This is a genomic window from Acidovorax sp. KPB24-07, from assembly GCF_057543315.1.
The window spans coordinates 1-751 of sequence record NZ_BAAJYS010000843.1; the positions used below are offsets into that span (position 1 = coordinate 1).

General features: G+C 74.3%; 1 pseudogene. It reads left to right on the forward strand.

Going from position 1 to position 751, the window contains the following annotated elements:
- Window positions 1-751, forward strand: a pseudogene (locus AC27IQ_RS26195) (alpha/beta fold hydrolase); the annotation flags it as partial.

Consider the following 751-nt stretch of genomic DNA (forward strand, 5'->3'; position numbering starts at 1 on the left):
GTGCAGCGGCGCCATGCTGCACGCCCGCCTGCCGCCGCGTGGTGTACGGGGCGCAGGACGCCAAGACCGGCGCGGCCGGCTCGGTCGTCGATCTGTTCGCCGAGCCGCGGCTGAACCACCACACCCAGGTCGCGGCGCGGCGTGCTGGCCCCGGAGTGCGGCGAGTTGCTCAGCGGTTTTTTCCGCGAGCGGCGCAGCCAGCAGCGCGCCCGGGCGCTGTCGGCCACCCGCTGCGCGATGACGCGCTGCGCACGCCGGACGCCGCCTTCGCCGGCCTGCCCGATTACCCCTGGGCGCCGCACTACCTGAGCGACCTGCCCGCGCTCGCCGGCTTGCGCCTGCACTACCTGGACGAGGGCCCGCGCGATGCCGCCCGCACCTGGCTGTGCCTGCACGGCCTGCCCACCTGGAGCTACCTGTACCGCCACATGTTGCCGGTGTTCGCCGCCGCGGGCGACCGGGTGGTGGTGCCCGACCTCATCGGCTTCGGCCGCAGCGACAAGCCCAAGAAAGAGGCCGCCCACCGCTTCGAATGGCACCGGCAGGTGCTGATCGAATGGATCGAACGGCTGGACCTGCGCCACGCCGTGCTGGTGGTGCAGGGCTGGGGCGGGGCGCTGGGCCTGACGCTGCCCATGGCCCTGCCCGGGCGGTTCGACGGCGTGCTGGCCATGAACACCTGGCTCACCGGCGCCGATGCGCCGGTGCCCTCCCGCCTGCAGGCATGGCAGGCCGAATGCGCCCGGGCCCG